Consider the following 15,951-nt stretch of genomic DNA (forward strand, 5'->3'; position numbering starts at 1 on the left):
TCCGCTTTGGCCCGGCGAGGCGCCGGCCGGCGCCGTGCCCGCCCGTCTGGCCGAGTTTTCGGCCGGCCGCGCGGCCGCACGGGCGGCGCTGCAGGCGCTTGGGCTGAAGCCCGCGCCGATTCCCGCAGGCCCCGACCGGGCGCCGCTTTGGCCCGAGGGCGTGCATGGCACGATCACCCATAGCCGCAGCGCCTGTCTGGCGGCGCTGCGCCGCGGCACAGGTGGGATCGGGTTGGATCTGGAACCGCTGCGCCCGCTTCCGGCAGAGATCTGGGACACGGTTCTGCTGCCCGAAGAGCGGCGCGTGGTCGAGCAGGCCGCCGATCCGGGCCTGGCCGCGCTGCTGGTCTTTTCCGCCAAGGAAGCCGCCTACAAGGCGCAATTTGCCTTTTCCCGCCAACTCTTCGGTTTCGAGACCCTGACGGTCCGCGTCTCGGGCGCGGCCTTCACCGCCCGCTTCCGCTTCTCGGCCTATCCCTTCCGCCCGGGCGATGCGATCCAGGGCGGATGGGCGCAGCTGGAAGGCCATATCCTGACCGCCGCCGCGCTTTGAGACCCGGCCAATGCCGCGATGCGGCACTGCTGTCGCAGCGACGATTTGTCGCGACAGGGACGGAAATTGCGCTAGCATGACCCCCGGAGGAGTGCTGCGTCCGCAAGGCCCGCGGCAACGGAGGATCAGATATGAACAAATTCATCGCCACGCTTTGCGTGATCAGCTGGTCGGGCTTCTGGGCCTTCGGCTATCTTGCGCTTTCCGCCGGGGTGCAGGACAGCGGCCAGATGGTCATGGCCATCGTGCTGGCCGCCGCGGGCCTGTTCACCGGCATCTTCACCTATCTGAAGATCGCCCGCGATCAGGATCCGCAGCGCTGGAACCATGTCCGCCAGGACGAGATCACACCGGCGCCGGCCGCCTGATCTGCGCTGCGGCCTCGACAACCAGGGGCCGCAGCCCCGCACCGCCCTGATCCAGCAGGTCGAACAATTCGCGCCGCATCCGCGGCTCCCAGAAATCGTTGATATGCGCGGCCAGGCCGGCCACCCCCTCGGCATGGGGCTTCGATTCCATGAACAGCGAAATCTGGTTCGCCATACGGGTGATCTTGTCAGCGGACATGACGGACCTCGGTCAGGATACGGTCGGAATGGGTGAACAGCTCGAACCGGTCGGGCCGGGCAAGCGCGATCAGGGTGATGCCGACACGGTCGGCCAGCGCCACGGAATCGGCGGTCGGGGCTGAGACGGCAATCAGCAGCGGCGCGCCCAGGGCGGCAACCTTCTGCACCATGTCGATGGAAACGCGGCTGGTCAGCACGACCGCGCCCTCGGGCGGGCCTTCGGGCCGGCCCAGGCGGATCAGATGACCGGCCAGCTTGTCCAGCGCATTGTGCCGGCCCACATCTTCCCGCGCGGCGATCAGGCGGCTGCCATCCCAGAAACCCGCGCAATGGGCGGCGCGGGTCGCATCATGCAGGGGCTGCGCCGCCGGCAGCGCCGCCACCCCCGCCATGACCTGCCCAGGCGTCAGACGAAAGGCCGAGGGCGCCAGCGCCGCGGGTTCGCGCAGCGCCTGGCCGATGGAATCGATCCCGCACAGCCCGCAGCCCACCGGTCCCGCCATGGTCCGGCGCCGCGCCGCCAGCCGCGCCTCGGCGGCCTGCCGCAGCCAGACCTGCACGTCAATCCCCTGCGGCCCGGGCACGACCTCGACCGTGTCGATCTCCTCGGGCGTGGCGATGCCTTCGGTCAGCGCAAAGCCATAGGCGAAATCCTCCAGATCCGACGGCGTCGCCATCATCACCGCCTGGGTCGAGCCGTTGAAGGACAGCGCAACGGCCGATTCCTCGGGCAAGACCCGCTCGCCCGGGGTGACGGCCGTGCCGAAAGCCAGCCGCGGCAGTGTGCGCGCGCCCTTCATGCCGCGCCTATTCCGCCGCCGGCAGGATCCGCCGCGACTGCGCCGCCATCTCGGAATAGTCCTCTTGCCATTGGCTGGGCCCGTTCGAGGGGCTGACCTGCACCGCCGTGACCTTGTATTCCGGGCAGTTCGTGGCCCAATCCGAATAATCGGTCGTAATCACATTGGCCTGAGTGTCGGGGTGGTGGAAGGTCGTATAGACCACCCCGGGCGAGACGCGATCGGTGATCTGCGCGCGCAGCGTGGTTTCCCCCGCCCGGCTTGCCAGCCGCACCCAATCGCCTTCGCGCAGGCCGCGGTTTTCGGCGTCATGCGGGTGAATCTCCAGCACGTCCTGATCGTGCCAGACCACATTGGCGGTGCGCCGGGTCTGGGCGCCCACATTGTACTGGCTGAGGATCCGCCCCGTGGTCAGCAACAGCGGGAAGCGCGGGCCGGTCTTTTCATCGGTCGCGACATATTCGGTGCGGATGAACTTGCCCCTGCCGCGCACGAAGCCGTCGATATGCATCAAGGGCGTGCCTTCCGGCGCCTTCTCGTTGCAGGGCCATTGGACCGAGCCCAACTCGTCCAGCTTGTCATAGCTGACGCCCGCGAAAGACGGGGTGGTCAGGGCGATTTCCGCCATGATCTGGCTGGGATGGCTATAGGCCCAATCCGCGCCCATCGCATTGGCGAACATCTGCGTCACTTCCCAGTCGCCATAGCCGTTCTTCGGCGCCATCACCTTGCGCACGCGGTTGATGCGGCGTTCGGCATTGGTGAAGGTGCCGTCCTTTTCCAGGAAGGACGAGCCGGGGAAGAACACATGCGCGTAATTCGCCGTCTCGTTCAGGAACAGGTCATGGACGATGACGCAATCCATCGCCGCCAGCCCGGCCGAGACGTGATGCGTGTCGGGATCGGATTGCAGGATGTCCTCGCCCTGGCAATACAGGCCCTTGAACGTGCCCTCGACCGCCGCATCCAGCATGTTCGGAATGCGCAGGCCGGGTTCCGGGTCGATCTTCACGCCCCAAAGGCTTTCGAACACGTCGCGCGCCGCATCGGTCTTCACATGGCGATAGCCCGGCAGCTCATGCGGGAAAGACCCCATGTCGCAGCTGCCCTGCACATTGTTCTGGCCGCGCAGCGGGTTCACCCCCACGCCGGGCCGGCCGATATTGCCGGTCAGCATGGCAAGGTTCGCGATGCCGATCACCGTGGTCGAGCCCTGGCTGTGTTCCGTCACGCCCAGCCCGTAATAGATCGCCGCATTGCCGCCGGTGGCATACAGCCGTGCGGCCTTGCGCAGTTCCTCCGCGGGCACCCCGGTCAGCGCCTCGATCGCCTCGGGCGCATGGCGCGGATCAGAGACGAATTCGGCGTAATCCTGGAATTCGTCCCAGTCGCAGCGTTCCCGAACGAATGTTTCATTGACCAGACCTTCGGTCACGATCACATGCGCCAGCGCGGTGACCACGGCCACATTGGTGCCCGGCTTCAGCGCCAGATGATGCGCGGCGCGGATATGCGGGCTGTCGACCATGTCGATCCGGCGCGGGTCGATGACGATCAGCTTCGCGCCCTGCCGCAGCCGCTTCTTCAAGCGCGAGGCGAAGACCGGATGCCCGTCGGTCGGGTTGGCGCCGATGATCAGCGCCACGTCCAGATGTTCGACCGAATCGAAATCCTGGGTGCCGGCGCTGGTGCCATAGGTCTGGCCCAGACCATAGCCAGTGGGCGAATGGCAGACCCGCGCGCAGGTATCCGTATTGTTGTTCATAAACACGGCGCGGGTCAGTTTCTGGACCAGATAGGTTTCCTCATTGGTGCAGCGCGACGAGGTGATCACGCCGACCGATTGCCGCCCGTGCTGGGCGATGATGCCCTTCATCCGGGTCGCGGCAAACGCCATCGCCTCGGCCCAGCTGACTTCGCGCCAGGGATCGGTGATCTTGTCGCGGATCATCGGGTTCAGGATCCGGTCCTTGTGGCTGGCATAGCCATAGGCGAAGCGGCCCTTGACGCAGCTATGGCCGCGATTGGCCTTGCCCTGTTTCCAGGGCACCATCCGCACCAACTCGTCGCCGCGCATTTCCGCCTTGAAGCTGCAGCCGACGCCGCAATAGGCGCAGGTGGTGATGATCGACCGTTCCGGCGTGCCGATCTCGATCACCGATTTTTCCTGCAGCGTCGCGGTCGGGCAGGCCTGCACGCAGGCGCCGCAGCTGACGCAATCCGAGGTGATCGCCGTATCGGTCTTGGCCCCGAAGGACACCCGGCTGTCGAAGCCGCGGCCTTCGATCGTCAGCGCGAAAGTGCCCTGCACTTCCTCGCAGGCGCGCACGCAGCGCGAGCAGACGATGCATTTCGCCGGATCATAGGTGAAATAGGGGTTCGACTCGTCCTTGGCCTGCCATTGCGGATTGGCCTCGCCGCTGGTGTTCTTGGCCTTGAAATGCGTCTCGACCGCCTCATAGCGCACATCGCGCAGGCCCACGGCGCCGGCCATGTCCTGCAATTCGCAATCGCCATTGGCCGCACAGGTCAGGCAATCCAGCGGGTGGTCGCTGATATACAGCTCCATCACGCCGCGGCGCAGCTGCTTCAGCTTGCCGGTCTGGGTATGCACCTTGATGCCGGCCGCCACGGGCGTGGTGCAAGAGGCGGGCGTGCCGTTGCGCCCTTCGATCTCGACCAGGCACAGCCGGCAGGACCCGAAGGCATCCAGGCTGTCGGTCGCGCACAGCTTCGGCACCGAAATGCCGATTTCGGCCGCCGCGCGCATGATCGAGGTGCCTTCCGGCACGGTCACGTCGAATCCGTCGATGGTCAATGTGACCATATGTTTGGATTTCGCGGCAGGCGTGCCGAAATCGCGGTCGGGGATGATGAAGTCCTTGAAGTCTTTCATTCTGCGGCCTCCTTCGCGCGGGCGAAGTCTTGCGGGAAATGGGTCAGCGAGGACATGACGGGATACGGCGTGAAGCCCCCCAGCGCGCAAAGCGAGCCGGATTTCATCGTCGCGCACAGGTCTTGCAGCAGCGGGATCGCCGATGTGTCGCCGGCGGCGATGCGGTCGATGGTTTCCACCCCGCGCACCGCGCCGATCCGGCAGGGCGTGCATTTGCCGCAGCTTTCAACCGCGCAGAATTCCATCGCGAAGCGGGCTTGCGCCAGCATGTCGGCGGTATCGTCGAAAACGGTCAGACCGGCATGGCCGATCAGCCCGTCATTGCCGGCGAATTCCTCGTATCCGAACGGAAGGTCGAAATCCGAAACCGGGTGATAGGCGCCCAAGGGACCGCCCACCTGCACCGCCTTGACCGGCCGGCCCGAGGCCGTGCCACCGCCGATGCCAAGAACGATTTCGCCCAGGGTCAGGCCGAAGGCGATTTCATACAGGCCGCCATGGCGGACGTTCCCGGCGATCTGCAACGGGATCGTGCCGCGCGATTTGCCCAGGCCATAGCCCTTATAATACTCGGCGCCACGGTCGAAGATCACCGGCACGGTCGCCAGCGAAATCACGTTGTTCACCACGGTCGGGCGGCCCATGAAGCCCTTCAGCGCCGGCAAGGGCGGCTTGGCGCGCACCACGCCGCGCTTGCCTTCCAGGCTGTTCAGCAGCGAGGTCTCCTCGCCGCAGACATAGGCGCCCGCGCCCTCGCGGATCTCGATGTCGAATTCCCGGCCCGAGCCCAGGACCGAGCGTCCCAGCACCCCCGCCTTGCGAGCAATCGCCACCGCCTGGCGCATGATCCGGATCGCGACGGGGTATTCCGAACGGATGTACACAAAGCCATGCGCGGCCCCGGTGCCAAGGCCCGCGATGATCATTCCCTCGATCAGGGTGAAGGGGTCGCCCTCCATCAGCATGCGGTCGGCAAAGGTGCCGCTGTCGCCTTCATCGGCATTGCAGACGATGTATTTCTGCGGCGCCTGGGCCAGGCGCACCGTGTCCCATTTGATGCCCGTGGGGAAGCCCGCCCCGCCGCGGCCGCGCAGGCCCGACAGCTTCACCTCGTCGATGATCTGCTCAGCCGTCAGACCAAAGGCCCGTTCCAGCCCGCGCAGGCCGCCATGGGCGCGGTAATCCTCCAGGCTCAGCGGATCGACCACGCCCACGCGGGCAAAGGTCAGCCGCGACTGGGCGCGCATCCATTGCAGCTCGTCCACGACGCCCAGCGCCTTGGGGTGATCGGCCGCGTCGAACAGCGCCGGCACGTCTTCGGGGGTCAGCGGACCAAAGCCTTCGCGCTTGCCATGTCGTTCCACTTCGACCAGCGGTTCCAGCCAATGCATGCCGCGGCTGCCATTGCGCACCAGATGCACCGTCACGCCGCGCCGGGCGGCTTCGGCCAGCACCTCTGCCGCAACCGCATCGGCGCCCAGCGCCACGGCGGCGCTGTCCAAGGGGACATAGATCTTCATTTCGCCACCTCGGCCAGAATGCCGTCCAGCTTGGCCGCATCCAGCCGCCCCACCAGCCGGTCGCCCACCAGCGCCGCCGGGCCGCAGGAACACAGGCCCAGGCAGAAGACCGGCTCCAGCGTCACCGCGCCATCGGCGCTGGTCTCGTGCCAGTCCAGCCCCAGCCGCGCCTTGGCCCGTTCGGCCAAGGCATCGCCGCCCACCGCCTGGCAGGCCTCGGCCCGGCACAGTTTCAGCACCGTGCGCCCCGCCGGCTTTTCGCGGAAATCGTGATAGAAGGACATCACCCCATGCGCCTCGGCCCGGCTGATGTTCAAGGCCTGGGCGATCACCGGCAGCGCCTCGGCCGGAACATGGCCGAACGCCGCCTGCACATCATGCAGGATCGGCAGAAGCGACCCTTCCTGGCCTTCATGGGCCTTGAGGATTTCCTCGATCCTCGGGGCAAGATCGGCAGTGTCGAGCATGCGGGCGTCCTTGGCTGGCTTTGCCCCGTGATACCCGGTTTGATAGGTCGATCAAGAGCGATTTGCCGTTTTGCAATAGGCAAATCCTATCAAGCTAAAGGCCCTGCCGCGCCCCGTAGCGCTGCGCCTCGTCCAGAAGCGCGGTCAGAACCGGGGTCTGCGGCTCGCGCCGGGGGGCGATCAGCCCGATCTGGTGTTCGGCCTCGGGGTCGACGATCGGCACCGCGTCCAGCCGGTTTTCCCCCGCGAAGATCTGCGCCAAGCGCATCGGCGCCACGCTGGCCCATTGCCCGGTCAGCACATGGCCGACCAGCGCGATGGTGGAATTCGATTCGATCCGCGGCGCCACGCTGGTGCCGGCCTCGGCCAGATGCTGGTTGACGATCCGCCGGTTCTGCATGTCGCCGGTCAGCAGGCACAGGGGTTGCGCTGCCACCTCGGCCCAGGTCACGCTGTGCCGCCCCGACAAAGGCGCGCCGGGGGCACAGAGGAAGCGGTAGAATTCGGTGTAAAGCGGCACCCGCGCCACCCGGCCCAGGGGTTCATTGTCCAGATAGGTGATGCCCGCATCCAGATCGAGGCTTTCGATCCCCGTCAGGATTTCCGACGAGGTGCGCGACAGGATCGAGATCGAGACATTCGGATGCCGCGCCGCGAAGGGCCCGGTCAGATCGGCGACCATCGGCAGGGCGGTGGGGATCACCCCCAGCCGCAGATGGCCCGACAGGCCGGCGCGGGTCGACCGCATCTCGTCCTTCAGCGCGCGGGCATCGGCCACGATCCGAAGCGCGCGTTCCAGAACCCGCGCGCCTTCGGGCGTCAGGCCCTGAAACCGGCTGCCGCGATAGACCAGTTGCACGCCCAGCTGTTCTTCCAGCTGCCGGATCGCGCCGGACAGCGAAGGCTGGGTGACGCCGCAGGCCTCGGCCGCGCGGCCGAAATGGCGCTCGCGCGCCAGGGCGATGAACATTTCAAGCTTGTCGATCATCGCGGCAGGATGCCCCGGCCCGCGCCGGGCGGCAAGGCATGGCGGGCGGCACGGTCAAGCGGGCGGGCTATCCCCGCCCCAGAGCCGCCATCAGGGCCGCATGCAGGGCCGGCGGGGCCGCGACCGTGCCCTCGGCTTCGGGCAGCGGGGCGCTGAAGGCGATCGGGCGGCCCTGGCGGTCGGTCACAACCGCGCCGGCCCGCTCGGCGATCAGCGCGCCGGCGGCGATGTCCCATTCCCGCGCGCCGCGCAGGGTGACCATCGCGTCAAACCGCCCCTCGGCCACCAGGCACAGCCGCCAGGCCAGCGAGGCGCGGAAGCTGCGCTTGACCTGCGGCAGGCCGCCGGGCCAGTGCTGCGGCTCGAAGGTCACGCGCGTGGCCAGGATATCGGCGCCAGCCAGATCGCTGCGGGCCGAGGCCGCCAGCACCGCACCATCGCGCCGGGCCGGGCCGCCCGCAGTGGCGGTATAGCTGCGCCCCATCGCCGGCAGATGCACGACACCCGCGATCACCCGCCCGTCCTGAACCAGCGCCAGCGACACCGCGAAGGCCTCTTCCCCGGCCAGGAAGGCACGGGTGCCGTCGATCGGATCCAGCACGAAGACGCGGGCCGCGGTCAGACGTTCGGGCGTATCGGGGCTTTCCTCGGACAGCCAGCCATAGCCCGGCCGCGCCGCCAGAAGCCGTGCCTTCAGCGCCGCATCCACCGCCAGATCGGCTTCGGAGACCGGGCTGTGATCTTCCTTGTCCCAGGCCTTGGGATCGCGGCGCCAGAAGCCCAGCGCGATCTTGCCCGCCGCCTCGGCCGCCTCGACCAGCAGCGCCAGTTCGACCTCGGCCGAGGGGTCACGCTCCGGCAAGGGTCATCCCGTCGATCAGCAGCGAGGGCACGCGCAGCGACAGATGCGGGCGGGCGTCATTGGCGGGGATGATCGCCCGCAGCATGTCGCGCAGATTGCCGGCGATGGTGCATTCATTGACAGGATGGCTGATCTTGCCGCCTTCCACCCAGAAGCCGGCCGCGCCGCGGGAATAATCGCCGGTGGTCGGGTTGATCGTCGAGCCGATCATCGAGGTGACCAGAAGCCCGGTGCCCATCTGCGCCAGCAGATCGGCGCGGCTGGCCTGGCCGGGGGTCAGTTCCACATTGGTCAACCCGGGCGAGGGCGGCGCCGACGGCCCGCGCGCGGCATTGCCGGTCGAGGCCAGGCCCAGCTTGCGCGCCGTGGCCAGATCCAGCACCCAGCTTTGCAGCACCCCATCCTCGACCAGCGCCTTGGCGCGGCAGGGCAGGCCCTCGGCATCGAAGGGGCGCGAGGCCGGGCTGCGCACCCGCAGCGGGTCTTCGATCAGCGACAGGCCCGCGGGCAGCACCGCCTGCCCCATCAGCCCCCGCGCCCAGGACGCGCCACGGGCGATGGCGCTGCCATTGATCGCCGACAGAAGATGCCCGATCAGCGAGCCCGCCACCCGTTCGTCGAACAGAACCGGAAAGCGCCCGGTCGGCGGCTTGACCGCGCCCAGCCGGCCCAGCGCCCGCGTGGCGGCCAGATGGCCGATCTCGGCCGCGTTCGGAAGATCGGCGCCGAAGATCCGGCCCTCACCGGCATAATCGCGTTCCATTCCGGTGCCCGAGCCGCAAAAGGCGGTGACCGAGCGGGATTGCGATGTGCGCCCATAGGCCCCGGCAAAGCCGTTCGACTGGCAGATCGCGATGGCGCGGCGCGAGAAGACGGCCGAGGCTTCGGCCTGGGTGATGCCCGCCTCGGCCAGCGCCGCGGCTTCCAGCGCCCGCGCCTCGGCCTCAAGCGCTGCGGCGCCGGGGTCTTCGGTCGGGTCTTCCAGCTGCAGCGCCGCCAGATCCCAGCCGCGCGCCAGCTGATCGGGATCGGCAAGCCCCGCGGTCGGATCCTCGGGCGCCTCGCGGGCCATGGCGACGGCGCGTTCGGCCAGGGCGGTCAGCGTGGCGGGCGCCGTGTCCGAGGCCGAAACGCAGGCCTGCCGCCCGCCGATCAGCACCCGCAGGCCCAGATCAGTGCCCTCGGCGCGTTCCGCCTGTTCCAGCCGGCCCTGGCGGATGTCGATCGACAGCGCCGTGCCCGACACCGCCATCGCATCCGCCGCCTCGGCCCCGGCCTTCAGGGCCGCCTGCATCAGGGCATCGGCCAGATCGGTCAGCGCGGGCGGGGCGTCGGTCTGCAGCATGGTCATCCTTTCGGCGGTCTGGGCAGAGGTAGTCTTCCGCCCGGTCCGGCGCAAGGCGCGATTGGCGGCGCGGCGGGCGGCTAATCCAGCCGCTGGCCGTTCAGGATCGTATGGCCGCCGCGAAATTCCAGCGTGGTTTCCAAAGTGTCGGGCTGCGCGCCGGCCCGCCCCAGCATCAGCAGCAGAAAGCGCAGGCTGCTGATTTCGCTGTCGCCAACGAGGCCGGTCCGGCCCAGCCGATCAACCAGGCCCGCGGCGCCGCGGGTCAGGATGTCCATTCGCCCCGTCGTCTTGGGCGCGGCCCCGGGCAGCGCGCCCGGCCCGGTCGTCGCGCTGAAATCCAGGCTGATCCCGCCCGTCGCGGCCAGATCGGCGCCCAGCGCGTCCAGAAGGAACTGGTTCAACTCGAATGTCAGGCTGCGCATCGGCAGGGCTTCGCCCGGCGCCGGCGCCCAGCCCGGGGTCAGCACCACCGGATCCAGCGCGTAAAGCCCCGACAGATCCAGCACGACCGAGGCCGGGTCGCGCGGCAGCGCCCCCTGCGGGTCAAGATCGGCCCAGAGTTCCGGCGACAGGCTCAGGCCCGACAGACGGAACAGCAGGTTCCAGGGACTGTCGGCGGTCGGATCGGCAAAGCTGGCGCCAAAGCCGCTGCGATAGTCCTGCCAAGCCAGCCCATACTGCCAGCCCGGCACGCCTGGATCGCGCAGCCCGATCGACAGGCTGCCCGGGCCCAGCCAGCTGGCATGATCCATCCGCGCCTCGGCAAGGCGGACCATCCCGCCCGCCTCGGCGCCATCGGCGGCGAAGGTCACCTCGACCTTGCCCGTTGGGGTGATCTGGCCCGACAGCGCCAGGGCCGCCGCATCGCCGCGCAGGTCGATCAGCAGCCCCGCCCCGGCCTCGGCCACGAAAGCGGCAAAGTCCTGGCCCAGATCGGGCGGATGGGGCCCGGCCATGGCCGGGGTCAGGAAAGCCTCCAGCCCGATGGCCAGATCCGAGACATCCAGCGCCATCTGGCCCTCGCCGGCCGGATCGGGGCCATCGGTCAGAAGATAGCTGAAATCGCCATGCAGCGTGCCCAGCGTCAGCCGCCCGGTTGCGCCTGCGCCGGCGGTGGTCTGCGCTTGCTGCCAATCCAGCGCCAGATCGGCCAGGGCCAGCGTCAGCCCGACATGCTGCGGCGCGGGCGGCGCCGGCTGAACGCGGTCCAGCGTGACCGAAAGCGAGGGTGCGGTCAGCGTATAGCCGGCATCCCCCGGCCCGATCCCGCGGACATGGCCGACAAATTCCGGCGCCGCCACCAGAAACACCAGCCGCTTTGGCCCCGGTTGCGGCCGATCCGGCCGTGCGTCCAGCGTCACCTCGAAGCGGTCGGGCAGCAGGATGTCGACACCCCCCGCCGCCCCCCGTTGCAGCGTCACCGTTCCCAGCTTCAGCCTTGCGCCGGTGGGCGCGGTGAGGGTCAGGTCGTCCAGCACCAGCCGGTCTTCGCGCGCAACCGCCCGTGCGGTCAGCTGCCCGCCCAGCGCGGGTGCGGCATCCACCCAGGCCTGGAACAGCTGGTCCGGCGTGACTTCGGCCCAGCCGGCCGAGGCGCAAAGCACCCCGCCGCCAAGAAGCGCGCCGGACAGAAGATTGCGCAGGGAACGGGTCACGCGGGGCACCTTGTCACAGGATCACGGGCAGAGAGAGGCGAAAGGGAAACGGGGCCGGCCGGATGGCGCGGCCCCGAAACAGGCAGGGAAGATCGGGTCGGGGTCAGAACGGCAGGGCCTGGCCATTCACCAGGAAGGCCTTGTCCTTGCACTCCAGCTCCGAGACCAGTTCGTCCGGGCCGGCGCCGGGCTTGGCGAACATCGCCAGCATCATCCGCGCACCCATCACCTGATCCTCGGGCACCAGACCCATGGCGACCAGCGTGTCGATCAGCGCATTGATCCCCTTGGCCGTCACGGTGATCTTGCCGCTGGGCGCCGGAATGCCGCCGAAGGTGACCTTGTCGGAATTGTCGAAGGTCAGCCCGCCGGTCGCGGTGATTTCCGTCCCCACCGCCTTGGCCAGGACCTGCTTCAGATCCAGCGCGTAGAAATTCGCGGGCTCGGGGCTGCTGTCCAGCGCGCCCGGCTGCAGAATATCGACATTCCAAGACAGTTTGCCGGCCAGATCCAGGATCAGCGTCACCGGATCGCGCTTCAGCTGCTGGCCCGGGTCGAACATCGACCACAGCGTCTCGTCCATGGTCACATCGACCAGCCGCACCACGGCGCTTGCATCCTTGGGGTCAGGCCCCGCCTCGATCGGCAGGCCGAAATGCAACCCGAACTCACCCCAGCCGAATTTCACCGGAATCGGCGCTTCGGGCACGGTCGCATCGAAAGCCGCGCCCAGAAGCGAGAAGCCATAGGCCACCGATTGCGGCCCCAGCGCCAGATCAAAGCCCGCCCCGGTGAAGCTGGTCGCCACATGCGCGGGGCCCTGCGGGCTGGTCGCATCCACCGTCAGCGAGATCGCGCCGGTCGAGGCGGTCGAGGTGACGGCGAAGCCCGCCTTCAGCGCCGCGGCCAGATCCTGCATCAAGGCCGGATCGACAAAGGTCATGTCGGATTGGGACTTCAGATCGGCCAGGCTGAGGCTGACGGCCAGGCTGTCGCCCGAGCCCGACGGATCGGTGCCGCTGCCGGTCAGCGCCAGGGCCGCCAGCGTGGCCGAAGATTGCAGCCGTGCGCCCCCGCCCGCCTGGGTCGAGGTGACGTAATGGCCAGCCAGCGCGGTTGCGGTGATCTCGGCCTTCGCATCGGCCACCTTGCCATCGGGCAGTTTCAGGCTGGTCAGCGTCGCGGTCAGCGTGGGGGCGGTATAGTCATAGACCAGCTCGGCCGGGCTGCCCGAGGCGATCATCACCAGGCCCGGGGTCTGGACGGTCAGCCCCAGCTCGACCGGCGGCTGCCCGGGCGCATCGCTGAACTTGGCCTCGACCGGATAGCTGTCGGACATGGTGATCTTGACCGTGCCGTCGCCCTGATCGGCGAAGGTGATCTTGTCGATGGTCGAGGTGACGGTGGCGGTCACTTCGGGCTGCGGCGCGCTGGTCACGCTCAGCCCGGTCACTTCCAGGCTGGTGCCGACCTTGGCCGTGCCGGCGGCCGTCATGGTCGAGCCCTGGGCGGCGGCCAGCGCCTGCCAATTGGCCCAGACCTCGTCAGGGGTGATCGCCAGTGCGGCGGGGGCAGACAGGCAAAGGGCAAGTACAGAAGATGCCAGGCCAAAGCGCGGATGCATGATGAAGCCTCGTCGATGAAGAATGGCCCGCATGGTTCGCCCCGACGGGCCACGGCGTCAAGGGAAACCGCGGCGCAGCGGCAAGGCTTTGCCCCGGGCCCGGTTCCGCGCTATGCCCGGGCAAAGGCGCAAGGCGTGGGCAAAGGTGCAAGGCGGGGGGCAGGCGATGATCCGGGTCGAGGATGCGGCGGGGGAAGCGGGGCGGTTGCGGATGATCCGGCTGGACCGGCCCGACAAGGCCAATGCGCTGACCGGCGCGATGCTGGCCCAGGTGGCCGAGGCCGCGGAAGGCGCCTGGGCCGCGGGCGCGCAGGTTCTGGTGCTGACCGGAACCGGCAAGGTCTTTTCGGCCGGGGCCGATCTGGAGGCCGCCAAGGCGGGGCTGGCGACCGATCCGGTCTGGGAACGCGCCTCGGCGGCGATCGCGGCATTTCCGGGCCTGTCGATCGCGGCGCTGAACGGCACTCTGGCCGGCGGCGCCTTTGGCATGGCGCTGGCCTGCGATCTGCGGATCGCGGCCGAGGGCGCCAGTTTCTTCTACCCGGTCATGCGGCTTGGCTATCTGCCCCAGCCTTCCGATCCGGGGCGTCTGGCGGCTTTGGTCGGGCCGGCCCGGGCCAAGATGATCCTGATGGGCGGCACCCGGATCGCAGCGGCCGAGGCCCTGGCCTGGGGCCTGGTCGACCGGCTGGCCCCCGCGCCCGACGTGCTGGACGCGGCCCGCGCTTTGGCCGCCGATGCGCTGGCGGCGGACCCCGCCCATGTGAAGGCCATTCGCGCGCAGCTGGGCTGAACGCGATTTTTCGACGAAAAATCGCCGCCCGCCCCGCGGTCGGGGCGCCCGACCGGCTTGTGCATCGCCCTTCGGCTTGGCACAGGAGACGGGTGGGAAACGGGCAAGGGGCGTGACATGGCGGGGCAATCCGAACTGGCAGACCGGATTCTGGGCTGGCTCAACCAGGGGCTTGAGATCGCCGAGGGCTGGCTGGTCTCGCCCGCGGCCTGGTCGCAATTCGCGCTTCTGGCCGCCGCCTATCTGGCCGCCTGGCTGATCGCGCGCCGCCTGCGCCCGGGGATCGAGCGGCTGGTCACGCCGCGCGCCCAGTCGCGCAGCCTGCTGTCCGACCTGCGCCGCTTCACGCTGCGGCTGCTGCCGCTTTTGCTGCCGCTTCTGGCCTATGGGCTGACGGCGGTCGGCGAAAGCCTGACCCGGGCCGCCTTTGGCGCGGGCGAAGTCATCGCCTTCGGCAAGCGCGTCTTCCTGTTCCTGGCCGCCCGCGCTTTGGTGGGCGAGGTGCTGACCGACACCTTCCTGCGGCTTCTTGGCCGCTATGTCCTGCTGCCGGTGGCAGCACTTTACGCGCTGGGCCTTTTGCCCGCGGTGACCGAGCGTCTGGCCGCGGCCGAAGTCGTTCTGGGCAATATCCGCTTCTCGCTGCTGACGCTGATCCGCGGGGCGATTTCCGGCGCACTGCTGTTCTGGCTGGGCGCCTGGTCGAACCGGCAATCGGCCGATTACATCAAGGCCCAGCAGGAACTGCGCCCCGCCACCCGGGAACTGGCGATCAAGGCGGCCGAGATCCTCATCTTCGGCGCGGCCTTCCTTCTGCTGATGTCGATCCTGGGCATCGACCTGACCGCCGTCGCGGTGCTGGGCGGCGCTTTGGGCGTGGGGATCGGGCTTGGCCTGCAGCAGATCGCCGCGAATTTCGTCAGCGGAATCATCCTGTTGCTGGAAGGCCAGACCACGGTCGGCGATTACGTGGAACTGGATGGCGGCGAGAAGGGCACGATCGTCAAGATGACGGCGCGGGCCTGCGTGCTGGAAACCTTCGACGGCAAGTGGATCGTGGTTCCGAACGAGCATTTCATCACCTCGCGCGTGGTGAACTATTCCGATCAGGGCAGCGCCAACCGCTATGAGGCGGAATTCTCGGTCAGCTATGACACCGATCTGAACCGCGTGCCCGAGATCATCGAAAAGGCCGTCGGCGCCCTGCCCTTCGTGCTGACAGACCCGGATGGGCCGGATTGCGAATTGCGCGCCTTCGGCGAATCCAGTGTCGATTTCGCGGTGGAATACTGGGTGAACGGGATTGATGACGGCAAGAACCGCTATGGCAGCCCTGTGCTGTTCGCGATCTGGAACGCGCTGAAAGAGGCCGGGATCGAGATGCCCTTCCCGCAGCGCGTGGTCCATATCCGCACCGCGGCCCCGGCATGACCGAGCGCCCCGACGCCTTGGTGATCGGGGCCGGCCCCGCGGGGCTGATGGCGGCCGAGATGCTGGCCGCGGCCGGGCATCGGGTGGTGATCTGCGAGGCCAAGCCCTCGCCCGCGCGCAAGTTCCTGATGGCGGGAAAGTCGGGGCTGAACCTGACCAAGGATCAGGCCTTGCCGGCTTTCCTGTCGCACTATCACCCGCCGGGCGGGCTGGACCGGGTGATGGCCGGGTTCGGCCCGGCCGAGGTGCAGGACTGGGCCCGCGGTCTGGGGCAAGAGGTGTTCACCGGCTCGTCCGGCCGGGTGTTTCCGGTGGCGATGAAGGGCTCTCCGCTGCTGCGGGCCTGGCTGGCGCGGCTGGCGACGGCGGGGGCGGATCTGCGCAGCCGCTGGCGCTGGACCGGCTGGGAGGGGGCGGCGTTCCGCTTCGAGACGCCCGAAGGCGC

General features: G+C 68.7%; 15 protein-coding genes. 5 read left to right on the forward strand and 10 right to left on the reverse strand.

Annotation, left to right across the window (positions count from 1 at the left end; translation table 11 throughout):
• Together K1Y73_RS18205 and K1Y73_RS18210 are read left to right on the forward strand one after the other, a co-directional pair.
• The coding region (locus tag K1Y73_RS18205; protein WP_225029733.1) for a 4'-phosphopantetheinyl transferase family protein at positions 1–553 on the forward strand (553 nt) is incomplete at its 5' end.
• Positions 554–684: 131 nt separating this feature from the next.
• The gene (locus K1Y73_RS18210; protein WP_225029734.1) at positions 685–921 is read left to right on the forward strand and encodes a hypothetical protein; all 237 of its coding nucleotides are present in this window, start codon (positions 685–687) and stop codon (positions 919–921) included.
• On the opposite strand, the gene K1Y73_RS18215 is transcribed toward K1Y73_RS18210, so the two are convergent.
• The 10 genes from K1Y73_RS18215 to K1Y73_RS18260 form a co-directional block, all read right to left on the reverse strand.
• Positions 899–1,120 (reverse strand): formate dehydrogenase subunit delta, encoded by a 222-nt coding sequence (locus K1Y73_RS18215; RefSeq protein ID WP_225029735.1) that lies wholly within the window; start codon positions 1,118–1,120, stop codon positions 899–901. The two genes, K1Y73_RS18210 and K1Y73_RS18215, sit on opposite strands and share 23 nt — an antisense overlap.
• Positions 1,110–1,922, reverse strand: coding sequence for a formate dehydrogenase accessory sulfurtransferase FdhD (fdhD, locus tag K1Y73_RS18220; RefSeq protein ID WP_225029736.1), 813 nt, complete (start codon positions 1,920–1,922; stop codon positions 1,110–1,112). The genes K1Y73_RS18215 and fdhD overlap by 11 nt, the downstream gene beginning before the upstream one ends.
• Before the next feature lie 7 nt (positions 1,923–1,929).
• Positions 1,930–4,818, reverse strand: a complete 2,889-nt coding sequence (gene fdhF, locus K1Y73_RS18225; RefSeq protein WP_225029737.1) for a formate dehydrogenase subunit alpha — start codon at positions 4,816–4,818, stop codon at positions 1,930–1,932.
• Complete coding sequence (locus tag K1Y73_RS18230; protein WP_225029738.1) at positions 4,815–6,338, reverse strand: formate dehydrogenase beta subunit; 1,524 nt, start codon at positions 6,336–6,338, stop codon at positions 4,815–4,817. Before K1Y73_RS18230 ends, fdhF begins: the two co-directional genes overlap by 4 nt.
• On the reverse strand, positions 6,335–6,805 hold the full coding sequence (locus K1Y73_RS18235) for a formate dehydrogenase subunit gamma (RefSeq protein ID WP_225029739.1): 471 nt from the start codon (positions 6,803–6,805) through the stop codon (positions 6,335–6,337). Before K1Y73_RS18235 ends, K1Y73_RS18230 begins: the two co-directional genes overlap by 4 nt.
• Before the next feature lie 94 nt (positions 6,806–6,899).
• A complete protein-coding gene (locus K1Y73_RS18240) occupies positions 6,900–7,793 on the reverse strand; it encodes a LysR family transcriptional regulator (RefSeq protein WP_225029740.1) in 894 nt (297 codons plus the stop codon).
• A 67-nt stretch (positions 7,794–7,860) separates the two neighbouring features.
• Positions 7,861–8,655: a 3'(2'),5'-bisphosphate nucleotidase CysQ gene (locus K1Y73_RS18245; RefSeq protein WP_225029741.1), complete on the reverse strand. Its 795-nt coding sequence runs from the start codon at positions 8,653–8,655 to the stop codon at positions 7,861–7,863.
• Positions 8,642–10,000 (reverse strand): TldD/PmbA family protein, encoded by a 1,359-nt coding sequence (locus K1Y73_RS18250; protein WP_225029742.1) that lies wholly within the window; start codon positions 9,998–10,000, stop codon positions 8,642–8,644. Before K1Y73_RS18250 ends, K1Y73_RS18245 begins: the two co-directional genes overlap by 14 nt.
• Before the next feature lie 80 nt (positions 10,001–10,080).
• Complete coding sequence (locus K1Y73_RS18255; RefSeq protein ID WP_225029743.1) at positions 10,081–11,658, reverse strand: DUF2125 domain-containing protein; 1,578 nt, start codon at positions 11,656–11,658, stop codon at positions 10,081–10,083.
• 103 nt (positions 11,659–11,761) lie between these two features.
• Entirely contained in the window at positions 11,762–13,315 is a 1,554-nt protein-coding gene (locus tag K1Y73_RS18260) for a DUF2125 domain-containing protein (protein ID WP_225029744.1), read from the reverse strand.
• A gap of 133 nt (positions 13,316–13,448) precedes the next feature.
• Between K1Y73_RS18260 and K1Y73_RS18265 the strand changes: the two genes are divergently transcribed.
• The 3 genes from K1Y73_RS18265 to K1Y73_RS18275 all read left to right on the forward strand — a co-directional run.
• Complete coding sequence (locus K1Y73_RS18265) at positions 13,449–14,075, forward strand: enoyl-CoA hydratase/isomerase family protein (RefSeq protein ID WP_225029745.1); 627 nt, start codon at positions 13,449–13,451, stop codon at positions 14,073–14,075.
• 117 nt (positions 14,076–14,192) lie between these two features.
• Positions 14,193–15,506 carry a mechanosensitive ion channel family protein gene (locus K1Y73_RS18270; protein WP_225029746.1) on the forward strand — a complete coding sequence of 438 codons (1,314 nt, stop codon included), beginning with the start codon at positions 14,193–14,195 and terminating at the stop codon, positions 15,504–15,506.
• The coding region (locus K1Y73_RS18275; protein WP_225029747.1) for an NAD(P)/FAD-dependent oxidoreductase at positions 15,503–15,951 on the forward strand (449 nt) is incomplete at its 3' end. The genes K1Y73_RS18270 and K1Y73_RS18275, both read left to right, overlap by 4 nt.

The organism is Xinfangfangia pollutisoli, from assembly GCF_020179405.1.
Classification (GTDB): Bacteria; Pseudomonadota; Alphaproteobacteria; order Rhodobacterales; family Rhodobacteraceae; genus Pseudogemmobacter; species Pseudogemmobacter pollutisoli.